Origin of the sequence: Streptomyces sp. NPDC051963, assembly GCF_044593495.1 — a bacterium.
In the GTDB taxonomy this organism is placed as follows: Bacteria; Actinomycetota; Actinomycetes; order Streptomycetales; family Streptomycetaceae; genus Streptomyces.
In genome coordinates this window covers 76,383-91,876 of the sequence record NZ_JBIUCC010000016.1, presented here as the reverse complement: position 1 = coordinate 91,876, position 15,494 = coordinate 76,383, and the positions used below count along the sequence as shown (strand labels likewise).

General features: G+C 71.6%; 13 protein-coding genes. 1 reads left to right on the top strand and 12 read right to left on the bottom strand.

What is annotated here, in order from left to right; all coding sequences use genetic code 11:
• Nucleotides 1–30 precede the first annotated feature (30 nt).
• The 12 genes from ACIHFB_RS43695 to ACIHFB_RS43640 form a co-directional block, all read right to left on the bottom strand.
• Nucleotides 31–1,077 (bottom strand): HAD-IIIC family phosphatase, encoded by a 1,047-nt coding sequence (locus ACIHFB_RS43695; RefSeq protein WP_365287549.1) that lies wholly within the window; start codon nt 1,075–1,077, stop codon nt 31–33.
• Nucleotides 1,074–2,225 (bottom strand): acyl-CoA dehydrogenase family protein, encoded by a 1,152-nt coding sequence (locus ACIHFB_RS43690; RefSeq protein WP_365287551.1) that lies wholly within the window; start codon nt 2,223–2,225, stop codon nt 1,074–1,076. Before ACIHFB_RS43690 ends, ACIHFB_RS43695 begins: the two co-directional genes overlap by 4 nt.
• Before the next feature lie 21 nt (nt 2,226–2,246).
• A complete protein-coding gene (locus ACIHFB_RS43685; protein ID WP_365287553.1) occupies nt 2,247–2,501 on the bottom strand; it encodes a phosphopantetheine-binding protein in 255 nt (84 codons plus the stop codon).
• A 44-nt stretch (nt 2,502–2,545) separates the two neighbouring features.
• Nucleotides 2,546–3,397 carry a 3-hydroxyacyl-CoA dehydrogenase NAD-binding domain-containing protein gene (locus ACIHFB_RS43680; RefSeq protein ID WP_365287555.1) on the bottom strand — a complete coding sequence of 284 codons (852 nt, stop codon included), beginning with the start codon at nt 3,395–3,397 and terminating at the stop codon, nt 2,546–2,548.
• A 14-nt stretch (nt 3,398–3,411) separates the two neighbouring features.
• A complete protein-coding gene (locus ACIHFB_RS43675; RefSeq protein WP_365287557.1) occupies nt 3,412–5,883 on the bottom strand; it encodes an FkbM family methyltransferase in 2,472 nt (823 codons plus the stop codon).
• 174 nt (nt 5,884–6,057) lie between these two features.
• Nucleotides 6,058–7,014, bottom strand: a complete 957-nt coding sequence (locus tag ACIHFB_RS43670; RefSeq protein ID WP_365287559.1) for an aromatase/cyclase — start codon at nt 7,012–7,014, stop codon at nt 6,058–6,060.
• A 2-nt stretch (nt 7,015–7,016) separates the two neighbouring features.
• Nucleotides 7,017–8,738, bottom strand: a complete 1,722-nt coding sequence (locus ACIHFB_RS43665) for an FAD-dependent oxidoreductase (protein ID WP_365287653.1) — start codon at nt 8,736–8,738, stop codon at nt 7,017–7,019.
• On the bottom strand, nt 8,738–9,025 hold the full coding sequence (locus ACIHFB_RS43660) for an antibiotic biosynthesis monooxygenase family protein (protein ID WP_365287561.1): 288 nt from the start codon (nt 9,023–9,025) through the stop codon (nt 8,738–8,740). Before ACIHFB_RS43660 ends, ACIHFB_RS43665 begins: the two co-directional genes overlap by 1 nt.
• Nucleotides 9,026–9,106: 81 nt before the next feature.
• Nucleotides 9,107–10,732, bottom strand: a complete 1,626-nt coding sequence (locus ACIHFB_RS43655; RefSeq protein ID WP_400129767.1) for an AMP-binding protein — start codon at nt 10,730–10,732, stop codon at nt 9,107–9,109.
• Between the two features lie 132 nt (nt 10,733–10,864).
• Nucleotides 10,865–12,154, bottom strand: coding sequence for an FAD-dependent monooxygenase (locus ACIHFB_RS43650; RefSeq protein ID WP_365287565.1), 1,290 nt, complete (start codon nt 12,152–12,154; stop codon nt 10,865–10,867).
• A gap of 114 nt (nt 12,155–12,268) precedes the next feature.
• Nucleotides 12,269–13,018 carry a thioesterase domain-containing protein gene (locus ACIHFB_RS43645; protein WP_365287567.1) on the bottom strand — a complete coding sequence of 250 codons (750 nt, stop codon included), beginning with the start codon at nt 13,016–13,018 and terminating at the stop codon, nt 12,269–12,271.
• 137 nt (nt 13,019–13,155) lie between these two features.
• Nucleotides 13,156–13,977 (bottom strand): AfsR/SARP family transcriptional regulator, encoded by an 822-nt coding sequence (locus tag ACIHFB_RS43640; protein ID WP_365287569.1) that lies wholly within the window; start codon nt 13,975–13,977, stop codon nt 13,156–13,158.
• A gap of 398 nt (nt 13,978–14,375) precedes the next feature.
• Here ACIHFB_RS43640 and ACIHFB_RS43635 point away from each other — a divergent pair, with 398 nt between their 5' ends.
• Nucleotides 14,376–15,383, top strand: coding sequence for an AfsR/SARP family transcriptional regulator (locus ACIHFB_RS43635; RefSeq protein ID WP_365287571.1), 1,008 nt, complete (start codon nt 14,376–14,378; stop codon nt 15,381–15,383).
• The last annotated feature ends 111 nt before the right edge of the window (nt 15,384–15,494 follow it).

Here is a 15,494-nt window from a genome sequence, read left to right as displayed (position 1 = left end):
CTCGCAAAGAGAAGGGGGTGGTGGCGCCGGTCAGCGCTCGATGGTGACGTCCATGTAGGGCGGGAACTCCGGCAGCCGTGCGCCGTCGTGCTCCAGCAGGGTCACGCCGCCCTCGGTGCCGGCCTCGCGGAAACCGGCGAAGCGGTAGGTGACGTACATGGTCCGGTTGCGGTCGGTGGGGACGAACTCCGCGCGCAGCCGTACGCCGGCGGCGTGGGCCTCGCGCATGAGATGGCTCAGCAGGACGGAGCCGACGCCGCGGGACATCACCCGGCACGACATCAGCAGCAGCTTGACCGTCCACACGCCGGCGCCGCGTTCGACGAGGGCGAGGCCGATCCGGCCGTAGCTGCCGTAGCGGTCCTCGAGGCCGGCGACCAGCAGTTCGTGGTCGGGCGAGCGACGGAAGGCGTCCAGCTCCTCGTAGGAGTAGGTGTAGCCGGTGGCGTTGAGCTGGTTGGTACGGACGGTGAGTTCCTCCGCGCGCTGCAGGTCCCGCTCCCGGGCGGGTGCGATGACGAAGCGCATCCGCAGGGCGGCGAGGAACTCGTCGTTGGTGCCGTCGTGGGAGTCCTCGGCCTGCTTGCGCCGGGCGTCGGCGCGGTAGAGGTGGCGGCGCTCGCGGGAGTCGTCGGTGACGAAGCGCGGCTGCATCTGCGGCAGTTCGGGAAGGCTCGCGGCGTCGACGGCGTCGACGCACAGCACGTCGGTGTGCGCGAAGGACACCTCGTCGCGTTCGAAGGGCTGGTCGTCGACGAAGGCGAGGGTGTCGACGCCGATGTTGATCGCCTCGGCGATGGCCTTGACCGACTGGGACTTGTTGCCCCAGTTGATCTGCGGGTACAGGAAGTACTCGGCGATCCCGAACTCCTCGAGTTTCGCCATCGCCGCGTCGTGGTCGTTGCGGCTGGCGACGGAGTGCAGGATGCCGCGCTCGTCGAGGGTGCGGAGCACCTCGACGACCTCCGGCCGCAGCCGTACGTCGCCGTCCTCCAGCAGCACGCCGTCCCACACGGTGTTGTCGAGGTCCCAGACCACGCATTTGACGGTCTTGACGGGTTTGACGGTGGCGGTCATCGCTCACTCCTCGGTGCTCGTTCCTGGAACGCGTACTCGGCCAGGCCCACTTGATGGAGCTGCGCGCTGCCCTCGATGATCTCCATCACGCGGGAGTCGCCGAGGAGACGCTGGACGGGATAGTCGGAGCTGCAGCCGTTGGCGCCGTGGATCTGCACGGCGTCGGCGGCGGCCTTCCCGGCGGCGGTCGCGGCGAAGTACTTCGCGGTGGAGGCGGCGGCCAGGGCGCCGGGGTCACGCAGGTCGCGCAGCCGTCCGGCCTCCAGGCACAGCAGCCGGGCCGCCCGGGCGCCTGTGTACATGTCGCTGATCAGCCGGCGCACCAGCTGGTGTTCCTTGATGAGGGTGCCGAACTGCTCGCGCCGGCCCGCGTAGTCGACGCTCGCCTCCAGGGCGGCGTCGAGGATGCCGACACAGCCCCAGCCGACGGTGTAGCGGCCGAGGTCCAGGGCGGCGCCAACGACGTGCGAGACGCCGAGGCCGGGGCGGGCGAGCAGGTTCCCGGCCGGGACCCGGCAGCCGTCGAGGCGGACGTGCGCGGTCATCGAGGCGCGGATGCCGATCATGTCCTCGATCAGCTCGGTGCTCAGGCCCGGGGTGTCCCGCTCCACCAGCAGAGCGGTCGGGCCCTCCTCGCTGCGGCCGACGACGAGGAAGACGTCGGCGCTCTCGCCGTAGGTGATCCACTTCTTGTGGCCGTCGATCACGTAGTCGTCTCCGTCGCGCACCACACGGGTGGTCACGCCGGCCGCGTCGCTGCCTGCTTCCGGCTCCGACACGGCCAGCGCGGCGATGCGCTCACCGCGGGCCAGCCGCGGCAGCCAGTTCTGCTTCAGCTCGCGGCTGCCCCAGCGGGCGACGGTGTGCGCCACCATCGAGTGCACGGTCAGCAGGCTGCGCACCGAGGAGCAGGCGCGGCCCAGTTCGCCGGCGAGCAGGCCGAGGGTGACCGCGTCGCAGCCTCCGCCGCCGTACTCGCGCGGCACGTACAGCCCCAGCAGACCTTCGTCGGCGAGCAGTCGGACCGTCTCGGGCGGCGTCCGCTGGGCGCGGTGCCAGGCGTCGGCGTGCGGGGCCAGGTGACGGTCGGCGAAGGCCCGGAACCCCTTGCCGGCCTGCTCCTGCTGCGCGGTGAGCGCTCCGGTCATCGTCGTGTCGTCCGCTCGTCGCTACACTGCGGCCGGGGCGGACAGCTTGCGGGTGACGAACGCGTCGAGGGCGCTGATGGAGCGGAAGTACTCCAGCTCCAGGTCCTCGTTCTCGACGGTGATGCCGAATTCGTGCTCGACGAAGGAGACCAGCTGCATCGCGAACATCGAGCTGACGAAGCCGAGTTCGAAGATGTCGTCGTCGTCCTTGAGATCCTGCACCGGGAAGAAGCGGGAGAGGTACTCCGCGATCCGGGCCCCATTGTCCGTACTCATGTCGTCATCCGTCCTGTTGTGATGGCAGAAGTGGGGAGGGGGCGTCAGCGGTACTTGTGGAAGCCCTCGCCGCTCTTTCGCCCGAGCAGGCCGGCGGCGACCATCTTCTTCAGCAGTGGGGCCGGCCGGTATTTGCCGTCGTTGAAGCTCTCGTAGAGCACCTCGACGGACTTGAGGATGGTGTCCAGGCCGATCAGGTCGGCGGTCTCCAGCGGGCCCATCTTGTGGTCGAAGCAGGTCTTGAAGATCCGGTCGACGTCGGCCGCGGGCGCCACCCCGTCCTGCACGAGAAATACGGCCTCGTTGATGGTGAGCATCAGCACCCGGTTGGAGACGAAGCCCGGCACGTCCTCGACGACGACGCAGTCCTTGCCCAACCCGGCGAGGAAACGGCGGGCGGTGTCGAGGGTCTCGGGCGTGGTGTGGTGGCCGCGGATCACCTCGACCATCGGCTTCATCGGCACCGGGTTCATGAAGTGCATGCCGACGACCCGCTCGGGGCGCGAGGTGACCGAGCCGACCCGGGTGATGGAGATCGCGGAGGTGTTGACGGCGAACACCACCTCGGGGCGCACGATGCGGTCGATCCGCTCGTACACCTGCTTCTTGATGTCCCAGTCCTCGGTGACGTTCTCCACCACGAAGTCGGCCTTGGCGAGCAGTTCGTAGTCCGTGGTGAACTCGATCTTGTCGAAGACCTCGGCCACGTCGACCCCGGCGCCCTTGTTGAACAGGGCGTAGGCGCGCAGGCCGGTGCGCAGTTCGCGGCGCGCGTTCTCGAGGACCTCGTCGGAGATGTCGACCAGGACCACCCGGTGGCCGGTCTGCGCCAGGTTCTGTGCGACGCCGACGCCCATGACACCCGCGCCGACGACTCCTACGGTCGTGAATTCCATCGCGTACGACTCCGTTAGCGTGCGCCGCGTACGGCGTAGATGTTGTGGATGTCCGTGCCGACGTACAGCTCGTCCTGCTCTGCGGTCACCGTGAAGCCATGGCCCTGCAGCAGCTGGACGAGTCGGGCGACCTCGCCGTCCGCGTCGTGCGCCTCCAGCACCATCTGCTGGATCTTGGGCCAGTCCTCGTCGGCGATGCCGTCGATGACCTGGCGCTCGCTCTTCTGCACGTCGATCTTGATGAGGTCGATGCGCTCGACGCCCTGCTCGCGGATGACCGCGCTGAGCGGGCGCAAGGTGGCGGTGAACTCGACGGCCTCGAAACGGACGTCGAGCAGGTCCTCGGAGGAGACCAGCTGAGCGACCTCGGCGTCGGCGTCGGTCTTCTGCTGGTTGGCGATGATGGTGCGCAGGTTGTGCTTCTCCTCCGCCTCGTCGGGGTGGAAGGAGGACATGCCGGAGCTGCGCGGGTAGAAGGTGAAGTTCGCCTGTGCCTCGGTGTCGGAGGCGCCGATGTTGAACAGGGTGGCGTTGACACCGTGCTCGGCGACGTTGCGGCTCAGCAGCTCGAACATGGGCGGCGCTGGCTCGAAGGTGAAGACCCGTACGTTCTCGGCCTCGTAGTGCGAAAAGAGCGTGAACAGGCCGATGTTGCCGCCGACGTCGAAGACGGTGCCGCCGTCGGGGATCGAGATGCCGTGCTTGGCGTAGGTGCGGTGATCGAAGATGTCCTCGTAGAAGTGCCGGGTCTCCGCCTCGTTCTGGTGCCAGACCGTGAGGCCGTTGGGCAGCTGGAAGCGGGCCAGGGAGTTGCCGGTGTGCGAGGAGCCCTCGGCCGTGGCGTCCAGTTCCCCGCCGGAGCGCAGCGTGTCGACGGCGGCGGCCATGCGGGTGAGGGTGGACCACTCGTAGATCTGGCGCAGCGTCAGCTCGACGCCGAAGGCGCGCTTGATGCGCAGCGACAGCCGGGTGGCCAGCAGCGAATTGCCGCCGAGCTCGAAGAAGCTGACGTCGTGCGGCAGTTGCTCGTTCTTCAGCAGCTTGGCCCACAGGCCGGCGAGCTCCTGCTCAGTGGCGCTGGGTGCGTGCTGACCGTCGGCGTTCATGGCAGCCGTGGCGGCGGCGTCGGCGACGATGTCCAGCTCGCCGGCCGGGAAGCCGGTCCAGTCGATGTCGGCACCCGCGAGCCACAGCCGGCCGAGCGCCTTGAGGGCGACGGCTGAGTCGGACTGGCGCTCCAGCGGGTGGCGCATGGAGGCGACGACGGTGCCCGCATCGGCACCGCGAACGACGGTGGCCATGCTGCTGAGGGTCTGGCCGGGGCCGGCCTCCAGCAGCAGCGGGACGGCCCCGAGGTGACGCAGCCCGCTCGCGAAGCGCACGGTGCTGACCAGGTGGCGGGCCCAGTACGCGGGGTCGGTGGCCTGCTCGTCGGTGATGGGCTCGCCGGTGACGTTGGAGATGTAGGGGATGGCCGGCGGGTTCAGGGTGAGGGTGCGCGCGAGCGCGGTGACCTGGTTGGCGATGGGCTCCATCATCGAGGAGTGGAAGGCGTGCGTGGACTGCACACGGCGGCAGATGACGCCCCGGTCGGCGAGCGTGCGCTCCAGCGCCTCCACGGCGGTGACGGTGCCCGCGACCACGCAGAACTCCGGACCGTTGACGGCGGACAGCGAGACGTTCTCGCCGAGCAGGTCCGTCAGCTGCTCCTCGGGGAGCATGACGGCGAGCATGGCGCCCTTGGGCAGGCCGTCGATGAGCGCGGCGCGGCGGGCGACCAGGGTCAGGGCGTCCTGAAGGCCGAGCACGCCGGCGAGGGTGGCCGCGACGTATTCGCCGAGGCTGTAGCCGATCATGACGGAGGGGCGGGCGCCCCAGGACTCCCAGAGGCGGGCGAGCGCGTACTCGATGACGAAGAGCGCCGGCTGGGCCAGACGGGTGGCGTTCAGCCGGCGCTCGTTCTCGTTCTGCGGGCCGTTGTCGCGGCCGAGCATGCGCCGCAGGTCGATGGCCGGGGAGGCCTCAGCGGAGTGGCCGGGTGCCGGGTCCGGGAAGACGATCTCGCGTATGTCCAGGCCCAGTTCGGGGGCGAGGGCTTCGGCACAGTCGTCGACGGCGGTGCGGAAGACGGGGAAGTCGCGGTACAGGTCGCGGCCCATGTCCAGGTAGTGGTCGCCCAGTCCGGGGAACATGAAGGCGACGGGCGCGGCGCGGCCGGCCTCCTGGGCGCCGATCTCCGTGGCGACCCCGTCGCCGGCGAGCACGGCGCCGCGGTGGTCGCCCTCGGCGTTGCCCACGGTACGGATGCGCACCGGTACCCGTTCCAGCTCGGGGGCCTGGGCGAAACGGGCCTTGAGGCCGGCGAGTCCCGCATCGAGAGTGGTGCCGTCGTCCCCGCTGAGCAGGGCCAGATGCCACAGGACCGGCTCGGACGGCTGGAGTGCCGCCTCGTCGTTCTTCTCCGCGGTGGTGATCTTGGGGCTCATGCCTCTCCTTGAGGTGTCGGCCGTCCGGAAAGGGTCGAGCGCCCACTGCTGCTGCCCCGTGCCCTTTTCGAGGTGTCCGTCGTCTGCCAACTCTCGGCGCGCCGCCTAGAGCCGAACCGGAGCTGCGCTGGACACCCCGGGGGCGCGGAACTCAGCCTTTGAACGGCCGTCCGTTCACCGGATCTGCGTCACGGACTCCGCGTACTTGCGGGCCAGATGGAGCGTGGCGGTGGAATTGCGCCCCAGCGCCTCGCGGACGTGGCGGCGGGCCCGCGCGAGGTCGGCGCCGGGCCCCAGCACCCGCTCCACGGCGTCCTCGCGCAGCACCACGCTGTGCTGGGCGACGGCGGTCACCCCGTGCTCGTCGGACACGACGTTCCACTCGCCGGTGTGCGCCTCCATGAGCGCCGGGGTGGTGGTCTGCTTGTAGACGATGCGGCCGGCGTGCGGGAAACAGATCCGCACGGACTCGGTGGTGTGCGTCGCGCCGTCCGCGGTGAGGGTGTCCATCGCCATGATCTGCACCCCGGGGATGTCCTCCGTCAGTTCCAGCCGCTGCACATGCGGAACGCGCTCGGGCCAGTCACCGACCCGGTAGAGGAACTCGTACACCGGCTCGGCGGGCGCATCGATACGGACCGTGTCCTCGAAGGACAGCACCAGCTCGTCGAACCGCCGCCAGCGCTCCGCGAGCGACTTCAGACTCGCCAGCTCGGCCCGGGAGTTGAGCTCCAGGACCTGCTCCACCCAGGACAGTTCACCCGCGCTGTCCCCGAGCACCGAGAAGTCGTGCAGCAGCGTCAGCGCACTGGTCCCGTCGGGCCGCTCCTCGACGATCCACGTGCCGTGCATCTTCGTCACCGGCAGCTGCGGATGCGTCTGGTGGAACTCGACGCACCGCGTCCTCGGGTCCTGGGTCCGCTCCGAGATCCACGACCTGACCCTGCGGCCCGCCGTCGCCCACATCCGCAGCCGCTCGTTCGTGCCGTCGAACTCCAGCCGCTCCACGTGCACGTTCTCCGGGAAGAACAGCGGCCACCGCACCGCGTCCGTGATCAACCCGTACACGACCCCGGCCGGGGCGTCCACCTCGGCCGAGTGCGAGGTGCGGTGCACACGCTCACCGGTCATGATCAGTGCTCCTTCGGGCGGGGGACAGGGGTGGGCAGGTCGGGCGCCGGTTCGCGCCGGGCCTCCCGGGCGAGCGGGTCCGAAAGTCCCAGCGGGGCGAACGCCCCGTCCAGGACGGAGCGGGTCAACTGGCTGCCCCGCGCGGCGACATAGCCGTCCGGGCGGACCAGCACCCAGCAGCCCGGGCCGAGACCGAGCGCGGTACGCAGCCGGGCGTCGGGGTCGGCGAGCGGGGCGGGCCCGTCGGCGTCCTCGCCGCCCACGGTCCGCACGGACAGCCACTCGCCGTACTGGACGGCGGCGGTGACGGCGACGCCGACGGGCGTGTCCCCGGGTCCGGTGCCGCCCTCGGCGAGCAGCAACGTCCAGCGCGGGTCGCGCAGTTCGTCGTGCAGCGCACGGCAGCCCGGTGACCGGGGATCGTGCACCTGGGCCTCGGTGATCCGCCGGCCGGGGCAGGGGCCGGGTGTCAGCACGGTCCCGGACATCACGACGGGTCCGGCACCGACGACGTAGTGGTAGGACTCGACGCTGGTCAGGGACGAGTCGCCGTACCCGATGCGCAGGCCGGACATGCCGCCGAGGACCTTGCGCTGGATGGCGCGGCGCAGCGCCGGCACGGTGCGCACGACGGAGAACACGACGGGCAGCGCGGCCGAGGCGAGGAGGTTCTTCAGCTGGACGAGGAAGGTGGCGGTGCGGGTGGAGCCGAGGAGGGCCTCGCCGATCGGTACGCGTTCCTCGCTGTAGGTGTCGAGCAGGCCGTGCCCGGCGTTGCCCTGGTCGACCTGGGCGAGTTTCCAGGCGAGGTTGTACGCCTCCTGGACGCCGGTGTTCATCCCCTGTCCGGAGGCGGGGCTGTGCACGTGCGCGGCGTCGCCGGCCACGAAGACCCGGCCGTCGTGCATGCGTTGCACCATCCGCTGCTGGAAGGTGAACACGGACGTCCACTCGGGCTCGCCGACCTCCACCTCGCGGCCGAGCCCCTTGGACAGCCGGGCCCCCAGCTGTGCGGCGCCGCCGTCGGGTGCGGGCGCGGTGTCGAGGAGACGCCAGTGCCCGTCACGGGCGTAGGGCACCATCATCAGGGCGTGGCCGCCGGTGTGGGTCCAGTAGATGGTGTCGGGCGGCAGGTCGGTGACGACGGGCGCATCCGCGAGCATCCAGGTCTCGCTGGTCTCGCCGGTCAGTTCCAGCCCGAGCAGCTTGCGCACGGTGCTGTGCCCGCCGTCGCAGCCGACCAGCCATGAGGTGCGGGTGCTCTCCTCGTAGCCGTCGGCGTCGCGCAGGCGGACGCTCACACCGTCCGTGTCCTGCTCGAAGCCGGTCAGCCTCACGCCCCACTCGATCTCGACGCCGAGCCGGGCCACGGCCTCGCGCAGCACGGCCTCGGTGTCGGTCTGCGAGACGATGAGCGTGTACGGGTACGAGGTCGGCATCGTCGAGTAGTCGGCCTCCAGGCGCACCAGCCGGTGTCCGCCGGAGTACATGGTGAAGGCGCGGTTGCGCCGTCCCCGGGCGAGCAGCGCGTCGACGACGCCCAACTGCGCGAACGTCTCCAGGGTGCGGGGGTGCACGGCCACGGCCCGGCTGGTGCGCGCGGGCCCGGGGGCGGCGTCGACCAGCCGCACCCGCACTCCCCTGCGGGCGAGTTCATGGGCGGCGGTCAGCCCGACGGGACCCGCGCCGACGACGACTGCTTGCGGCCGGTCGAGGTGATGCATCACGCGCTCTCCTCGACCGTCTCGTACAGACCCGGGTCGGGCGTGGCCAGCGGGCCCAGGCCCTTGACCAGCGACTGGAACTCCTCGCTGCGTACGGCCTGCTGGTGGGCGGCGGCGTCCTGCCACACGGCCAGCTCGAGGAAGACGTTGGGCGCGCCCGCGTGACGGAGGGTCTGGTGGCTGACGTATCCGGGCTGGGCGGCCATGTAGGAGGTGAGCCTGCCCTTGACGGCGAGGAAGGTGTCGAGGTCGCCGTGGACGGTCAGCTTGTTGACGAAGGTCACCATGGTCTTCTCCTGAGATCCTGGGGGAATCGGATGTGCGGACGTGCGGGTGCGGGTTCGTGCGTGCGGGTGCGGGCGTCCGGGTCAGGACGCGGCCCGCTGGATGAGCCGTTGCCGGATCAGGCGCCGGGCCGGCTTGCCGGTGGGGGTGCGCTCCACGGCGTCCAGGGCTTCGGTGAGACGGATCCGCTCGAAGTGGGCGAGCTGTTCGTTGGCCCGTGCCGTGACCGAGTCGAGGACGTCGAGGATCCGGTGGGGGCGGCCGGAGGTGTCGTGGTCCTCGCGGTCCTCGCGGTCCTCGTGGCCCTCGTGGTCCTCGCGCAGGACGACGCCCGCCCAGACGAGGCCGCCGTGTTCCTCGTCGGGCCAGCCGGCGACCACGCAGTCGGCGACCCTCGGGTCGGCGGCGAGGATCCCTTCGACACGGCTGGGCGAGACGATCTCGTTGTCGTACTTGAAGATGTCGTCGATCCGGTCGACCAGCCACAAGGCCCCGTCGTCGTCGACGTATCCGACGTCCCCGGTGGAGAACCAGCCGTCGGCGTCGATGCGCGCGCAGGACTTCTCGCCGAGGTAACCGGCCATCAGCTGGGGGCCCTTGACCTGCACCTCACCGCTGGACCAGACGTCGACCGGGCGGCGGGTGGTGAGGTCGACGAGCCTGCACTCGGTTCCGGGCACCGGGGCGCCGACCGCGCCGGGCCGGTAGCGGTCGGGCTGCTGGCAGTGGGTGAGCGGGGAGAGTTCGGCCATGCCGTAGCCCTGGACGACGGGGACGCCGAGCAGGTCGCGCAGGGTGCGGGCGGCTTCCCGGCGCAGTCCGGAGCCGCCGGAGAGCACGGCCGTGAGCGCGGGCCCGCCGCGCGCGGCACGCTCGGTCGCGGCGAGGCGTCCGTCGGCGGCCAGCCGGTGCAGCCGTGCGGGCAGCCCGTAGTAGTGGGTGGCGCCGGTGCCGGCGGCCACGGCCAGCGAGAGAAGCGGGTCGGGGTCCTGGCACAGCACCTGGCAGGCGCCCGCGTCGAGCGCCGAGTTGAGGTGCATGACGTGGTACAGCGGCAGATGGTTGACGGTCACCGAGTCGCGGCCCAGGCGGTGGGCGAGGGAGGTCTGCCGGGCGTTGGCGACCACGTTGCGATGGGTGAGCAGTACGCCCTTGGGGCGGCCGGTGGTGCCGGTGGTGAACTGCACGCAGGCGACGGCGTCGCGGTCGGCGTGGACCGGTTCGGGGGTGTCCGGCATGCCGTCCAGGGCGGTGTGCAGGGGCACGCAGCCGGGGGGCACCACGGCGTCGGGCGCGTCGGTCACCACGATGGTGTGCAGCGCGGGCAGCGTGTCCCGCATCTTGGCCAGCAGTCCGGCCGTCGCGGCGGGCACGAGCGCGATCTCGGCCCCGGACGCGGCGAAGACGTGCCGCAGTCCGTCCTCGCCGATCAGCGGGTTGACCAGAACGACCGTGGCCCCGCCGCGCAGTACGCCGTAGTAGCCGGCGGCGAAGGCCGGGGCGAGGACGTTGGCGACGCCGATCCGCGCGCCCGGCCGACCGTCGGTCAGTTGCTGCACGAACACGGCGATCCGGTCGGCCCGGGCGTCGAGTTCACGGAAGGAGAGGGCGGCGCCGGCGGTGCGGACGGCGAGGCCGTCCGGGTCGCGCTCGGCGGCCGTGCGCAGCAGGCCGTCCACCGGGAACTCGGGGTACGTGAGCTTCGGCACGGTTCTCCTCCGGTTCTCGGTGGGCGGCGCGCACACCGCTCGACGGATTCACGTTCCGTCGGACCGCTTGAGGAATGTTCGAAGCGTGCTGGATCCGTTCTGCACCCTGGGGCCCCGCACCCCGCACCCCGCTCACCCGCGAACGCCGGACCGTGTCCCCTCACTTGCCCCGCTGAGCACGAACAGGTCGGTGCGCACGCTGACCGGGTCGGCGCCGTACGCGATCCTGCGGGTGATGCGCTCGCCGAGCCGGGTGCGGGTGACCACGGCGGCGGCGCGGGCGCGCAACCGGGTGGTGACGGGTCCGCCGCGGCCGAGCAGCGCCTTGGCCTGAAGCCGCTGCATCCGGTGCACGGCGGCGGCCGCGGGCCTGCGCCGCAGCTCGTAGGGGAGCAGCCGGGTCCGGCTCGCGTCGCCCGCGTGGACGGCGTCGAGCAGGACGGGATGGGCGGCGGCCGCGTCCTGGAGGGCGAGGTTGATGCCCTGGGCGCCGATCGGCCCGTGCGTGTGGGCGCTGTCACCGACGAGCATCAGCCCGTCGCGCACCCATTCCTCGGCCTGGGCGGCGAACACGTCGAGCAGCTTCAGGTCCGCCAGGGCGGGCGGATGCTCACGGAACAGTTCCGCGAACTGCGGGAGCGCGTCGGTCAGTTCCCGCCGGATCACGTCGATCCCCTGGGCCGCGACCCGGTTCCAGGTCCGGTGCGGCAGGGTCCAGCCGATGCGCAGCCGGTCGGGGTGGGTGTCGTGGACGAGGAGGGCGCCGCGCTCGGTGCGGTGGACCCGTACCTGCCCGGTGGCCCCGCCCGGCGCGGGCATGGCGAACCACACCACGTCCTGGTCGAACGCCTCGGTCCGTCCGGCGTCGATGCCGGCCAGCTTCCGGGTCCGGGAGTACCGGCCGTCGGCGCCGGCCACGACGTGTGCCCGCACCATCGCCGTGTGCCCGTTCCCGTGCTGCGCCACGGCCCCGGTGACCCGGTCGCCGTCGCGCAGCAGCGCATTGAGCCGGTAGCCCTCCAGCAGGGTGAAGCCGGGCAGGGCATGGCAGGCGGCGAGGAGTTCATGCAGCAGATGGCGCTGGGGCAGGGCGAGCAGACAGTCGTACGGCGGTGTCAGGCGCCGGTAGTCGACGTCGAGCAGCAGCCGTTCGTCCTGGAGGACCTGGAAGCCGTTCAGCGCGCGGGCGCCGCGGGCCCGGGCGCCGTCGAGGACGCCCAGTTCACCGAGGATGCGCTGGCCGCCGGGCTGGAGGATCTCGCCGTGGAAGTCACGGCGCAGCCCGGAGGAGCGCTCCAGCAGGGCGACGCGGACACCGGAGCGCAGCAGCATCAGGGTGAGCGCGAGCCCGGCGGGGCCCGCGCCGACCACACAGACGTCGGTGCTCAGTTCGTTGACCCGGCCCATCTCGGGCACCTTCATGCCAGTCCTCCTGTGGTGTGCGGTTCGGCGGCGCCCCCGAAGGGGCGCGGGGCCGCATCTGATATGCGGCTCCGCCGCGCGGGCGCGACCAGCCACGACGCACCCGCAGCCAACTCACCGCACCACCAGCGGAGCACTCAGTCGCCGTACGACTCGGCAGGCCCGCCCGAGCAGCCGCGGCAGTTCGGGGCCGCGGACGAAGAAGTGGTCGCCGGGGAGTGTGCGGGCGAGCAGCGGCCCCGCGGTCCAGCGCCGCCAGTCCGCCAGTTCGGCGGGGTGCACCAGTGGATCGTCGGCGCCGGCGACGGCCAGCACCGGTACCGTCAGCGGGCCGCGCGCGACCGGGGTGCGGGCGGCGCGGCGCAGGGCGTCGGCGAGGGCCAGATCGGCGCGCAGCACCGGCATCACGGACCGGTACCAGAAACCGCCGGGGGCGGCGCCCTCGGGCAGGCCACCCGCGGTGTCGAGCAGCCGCAGCAGCTGCTCGTCGGAATCCCGGCAGGCGTCCGCCAGTCGGGAGGCGGCGTCGGGCGGCGGACAGGCTCCCACGGCGAGCAGCGCCGGGCCGGGCAGCCCGGCCTCGTGCAGGGCCCGGGTGAGCGTGTAGGCGACCAGCGCGCCGAGGCTGTGCCCGTACAGCACGTACGGCGTGTGCGGCGCGGGCCGGAAGTCGTCCATCAGGTCGGCCAGCAGCGCCTCGCGTCCCGTCACCCGGGGTTCGCGGCGCCGGCTGTCACGGCCGGGGAGCAGGTGCGGCACGGGCGAGACGCCGGTGCCGAGGTCCGCGGGCCAGCCGTGGAACGACGAGACGCCGGCTCCGGCGTGCGCGAAGCAGTGGAGCAGCACCGGCTGTTCGTCGGACATCGGCCGTCCCTCTTCTCGTCGCGCCCGGGCCTGTCCGGCGGATCAGGTCGCGGGAGACCCCACGGCGCTGGTGGCGGAGCCATGGCGGCTCCCGCGCCCCACGAGGGTCGCGCCGGGTCCTCGAGGCAGGCTCGGGCTCAGACCGCGTACAGATTGAAGGTGGAGGTGGGGCGCGGCCCGCACACCACGTCCAGCGCCGGGTCGACGGTGAGCATCGCCTGGTGCAGCCGCTGAAGCTGCGGCGAGGGCTCCACGCCGAGGTCCTCGATGAGCCGCTTGCGCAGCCGCCGGTAGACGTCCAGCGCCGTGGCCTGCCGGCCGGAGCGGTAGAGCGCCACCATGGCCTGCGAGTGCAGGCCCTCGTGCTGCGGGTGACGGGCGATCAGATCGGTGAGCTCGGCGATGAGTTCGGTGTGCCGGCCGAGCCGGAGGTCGGAGTCGATGCGGCGCTCGACGGTGACCAGGCGGCTCTCCTCCAGTCGCATGACCTCGATCTCCAGGATCGGTCCGACGCGTACGTCGACGAGCGCGGGACCCTGCCACATGGACAGCGCGTCCCCGAAGAGGCCCGCCGCGTTGGCGTCCTCGCCCTCCTCGAAGGCGGCCTGACCGGCCGTCACCAACTGCTCGTAGCGCTGTACGTCGACGCACTCGGGCGGGACCTGGAGCAGGTAGCCGCCGTGCCGGGTGGCCAGCACCTCCTTGGCGGTGCCGGGGGCGTCGGGCCCCATGGCGGTGCCGAGGCGGCGGCGCAGTTGCAGGATGTACGTCTGCATGGTGGTCATCGCGCTCTGGGGCATGTTGGTTCCCCAGATCTCCTCCATGAGGGTGGGCACAGGCATGACCCTGCCCGGGTAGAAGGCGAGCAGAGCGAGGATCTGCCTCGGCTTGCCCGCAGTCGGAACGATCGAGACTCCGTTGACATGAGCGCTCAACGGACCCAGAACCTGTATCTCCACAGTTTCCTCCCCGTACCGGTTGAGTGTGTGATTCCACTCGTTGGCTCAAAGCCGTCGGCCGTGCAGCACGCTAGCCCCGTTCTCGTGACACCCGTCGGTATCTCCAGCCGCGTTCAAGCGACCTTCCACACGCGGCCGTTCGACCTGGGACCAGCTCACTAGAGAGCACTTGTACGAATGCTGGAGCCGGGCTCGCGCGGACGGCCGCCGCCCGCTTCGGGTGGCTATCGTCCGGAAGACGACCGCCCCACCCCGCAGCCGTCGCGATGGCCGAACCCGACCGGATCACGACACCCGCACCCACGCCCCCTGGCCGCCGCCCACCGACCAGCGACGGAGTCACCATGGAACAGCGCCGGCCCACACCACCCGGCAACACAAAAGGAGGTGGTGTCGCGATGACCGTGCAGGGTGGGGCCGCCTTGACCGTGGTCGGGCGGGGTGGGGGGCTTTCAAGTGCCCGTGAGGAGACCGAGTTCCGGCTGTTGGGGCCGGTGGAGATCCGGGACGGTGGGGCGGGGGCGGACATCGTGCCGCCGGGCGCCAAGCAGCGTGTCCTGTTGTCCGCGCTGGTGCTGCACGCCGGCCGGCCGCTGTCCGTGGACCAGCTCACCGAGGAGCTGTGGGGCGGCAGTCCCCCGTCGAACGCGGCGAACGCGTTGCAGGCACATGTGGCCCGGCTGCGCCGGCTGCTGCCGGAGAGCGCCGTGCCCGTCCCCGGCCACGAGTGGATCACCACCCTGCCGACCGGCTATCTGCTGAGCCTGGGCCGCGCCACCACCGACGTCCAGCGCTTTGCCCGGCTGTCCGCCAAAGGCCGGGCCGCGGTCGCCACCGACCCCGACTATGCGGCCCAACTGCTGCGCCGAGCCCTGGCGTTGTGGCGCGGTCCGGCCCTCCAGGACAGCCGCGACGGACCGCTGTGCACCAGCGAGGCGAACCGTCTCGAAGAGAACCGGCTGACGGCGGTGGAGACCCTCTACGACGCGTGCCTGCGCTGCGCCCAGCACGGCGAGATCACCGGCGAGCTGGAGAAGCTGACGTCGGACCATCCGCTGCGCGAGCGGTTCTACGACCTGCTGATGGTCGCCCTCTACCGCAGCGGCCGTCAGGCCGAGGCCCTGGGCGTCTACGAGCGCGCCCGCCGCCGCCTCGTGGAGGCCCTCGGAATCGAGCCGGGCCCGGTCCTGCGCGGGCGCCTGGAGGCGATCCTCAACCACGCCCCCGACCTCTCCGCCCCCACGGGCCCCGGCCTGTCCGCCGGGCCGACGACGCTGACCGACACCCTCGAACTCGGCAGCGAGATCGCCCGCCTCCAGCGGCACATCGACGAACTGTGCCGCCGTCAGGAGGCGTTGGTGCGCCACTTCGACGCGCTGGTCGCCCGGCTGCCGGAGACCACGTAGGCGCTGAGCAGCCTGCGTCGTGTTCAAGCCGTTCTCCAGGTACGTCGGCGACGCTCGGACCGTCGACGTGGGGCTCGTGTTTGTCGGCTGGGCGACGATTCGCGCCGCCGT

Excerpts from the sequence above, each read along its gene's own strand:
- ACIHFB_RS43695 (WP_365287549.1), bottom strand. The coding sequence starts at position 1,077 with ATGACCGCCACCGTCAAACCCGTCAAGACCGTCAAATGCGTGGTCTGG.
- ACIHFB_RS43660 (WP_365287561.1), bottom strand. The coding sequence starts at position 9,025 with ATGGTGACCTTCGTCAACAAGCTGACCGTCCACGGCGACCTCGACACC.
- ACIHFB_RS43690 (WP_365287551.1), bottom strand. The coding sequence starts at position 2,225 with ATGACCGGAGCGCTCACCGCGCAGCAGGAGCAGGCCGGCAAGGGGTTC.
- ACIHFB_RS43635 (WP_365287571.1), top strand. The coding sequence starts at position 14,376 with ATGACCGTGCAGGGTGGGGCCGCCTTGACCGTGGTCGGGCGGGGTGGG.
- ACIHFB_RS43670 (WP_365287559.1), bottom strand. The coding sequence starts at position 7,014 with ATGACCGGTGAGCGTGTGCACCGCACCTCGCACTCGGCCGAGGTGGAC.
- ACIHFB_RS43645 (WP_365287567.1), bottom strand. The coding sequence starts at position 13,018 with ATGTCCGACGAACAGCCGGTGCTGCTCCACTGCTTCGCGCACGCCGGA.
- ACIHFB_RS43685 (WP_365287553.1), bottom strand. The coding sequence starts at position 2,501 with ATGAGTACGGACAATGGGGCCCGGATCGCGGAGTACCTCTCCCGCTTC.
- ACIHFB_RS43650 (WP_365287565.1), bottom strand. The coding sequence starts at position 12,154 with ATGAAGGTGCCCGAGATGGGCCGGGTCAACGAACTGAGCACCGACGTC.
- ACIHFB_RS43675 (WP_365287557.1), bottom strand. The coding sequence starts at position 5,883 with ATGAGCCCCAAGATCACCACCGCGGAGAAGAACGACGAGGCGGCACTC.
- ACIHFB_RS43665 (WP_365287653.1), bottom strand. The coding sequence starts at position 8,738 with ATGCATCACCTCGACCGGCCGCAAGCAGTCGTCGTCGGCGCGGGTCCC.
- ACIHFB_RS43680 (WP_365287555.1), bottom strand. The coding sequence starts at position 3,397 with ATGGAATTCACGACCGTAGGAGTCGTCGGCGCGGGTGTCATGGGCGTC.